Origin of the sequence: Halostella salina (genome assembly GCF_003675855.1) — an archaeon.
Lineage (GTDB): Archaea > Halobacteriota > Halobacteria > Halobacteriales > Natronoarchaeaceae > Halostella > Halostella salina.
The window spans coordinates 1-1,434 of sequence record NZ_RCIH01000016.1; the positions used below are offsets into that span (position 1 = coordinate 1).

At 60.5% G+C, this 1,434-nt stretch carries 1 protein-coding gene; it reads left to right on the forward strand.

The window, feature by feature from the left end:
• Positions 1–137 precede the first annotated feature (137 nt).
• Entirely contained in the window at positions 138–1,184 is a 1,047-nt protein-coding gene (locus D8896_RS19020; protein WP_121823684.1) for an RNA-guided endonuclease InsQ/TnpB family protein, read from the forward strand.
• The last annotated feature ends 250 nt before the right edge of the window (positions 1,185–1,434 follow it).

Below are 1,434 nucleotides of genomic sequence, written 5' to 3' on the forward strand. Positions count from 1 at the left end.
TTACAGCGGTAGCGAGGCGAAAGCCCACGGTTTTAGCCGTGGGATGAAGCCGACAACTGGGGAGCAAACCACGGGTATCGGTCCGCCCGATATTCCCACATTTTAACACTCTCCAGATATCCGTTACAATTGTAACCGTGGTCACGACGACCGTCACCACGACGTTTCACAACCCGTCCCGCGAACGGCGCAGGGAGTGGCAACGCGCCACCCACCTGTACCGCGACACCAAGCAGTTCTGCATCGACGGGTGGGAAACCGACGAGTTCGGAATGAGTGTGACCACGGCCAGCATCGACAACCCACTCTACTCGGCCATCCAGAATCAAGCCATCCGCGAAGCCAAATCCGACTACAAGAAGAACGGCATCGTGGAATACCGCGCCAGCCAACCGTTCGCGGTCAACAACCAGAATTGGGAGATAGACCGTACTGAGAACGGGTCGGTTGTCGTCGGCTTCCCTTGCGTCTCGGGCTGGTGGTACACGCCTATCGACGTGTATGATGACATCGCCGACGACGTAGAGCGGCTCATAGCCGGTGACGCCGACAAGTCCCGGTTGCAGGTGTACCGCCGGGACGACGACTGGTTCTGTACGTTCACCGTCGAATACGAGTCCGAAACAGGCGAGGAGACGGCAATCGGCGTGGACATCGGCCACAACCACCTGCTCGCCGCCGACGCCGACACGGGCGAGTCGATGCTGGTGTCCGGTCGTGAGGCGAAATACGTCCGGCGCAAATATCGTTCCCTACGCGAGTCGCTTCAACAGGCGGGTGCGCTTCGCGCACGGAACCGCGTGGGTAACAAAGAACAGCGCCGGATTCGTGACCTCAACCACAAAGCCTCCCGTCGCCTCATCAACTGGGCACAGCAGTTCGAGAATCCCGTGTTGAAAATCGAGGACTTGGAAGGTATCAGAGACGGAAGTGACTGGCATGGTGTCCACTCGTGGCACTTCCACCAGTTGCAGGAATTCATCGTCTACAAGGCAGAGCAGACCGGGATTCGGGTCGAAGAAGTTGACCCGTTCCAGACGAGCCAGCGGTGTTCGGCCTGTGGTGCTGAGGGGACACGCGATGGCGACCACTTTTCGTGTTCCGAGTGTGGCCGTGGCCGTCACGCCGACCTGAACGCCGCCGAGAACATCCGTCAACGGGAGGGTGACCCATGCACGGCCTAACAGTTCGGCTGAGGCGACCCGTGCGGCCTCGTGGACTGAAGAATCCACCGTCTGCTTCGCAGACGCCTGGCGTGACCGGGGAGGAAGGCCGCGTTGATCCGGCTCTACGCGCTGAAAAGTACGTCCGGGGTCGTAACCGGACGGCGACCGCTGACGCGGGACGCGAAAGCGTACCTCACCGCCGAGGAAACGCGTAACCTGAATATCCCCTTCGGGGAATCCCACCCCTTCAGGGGTGGGAGGAGGTCAA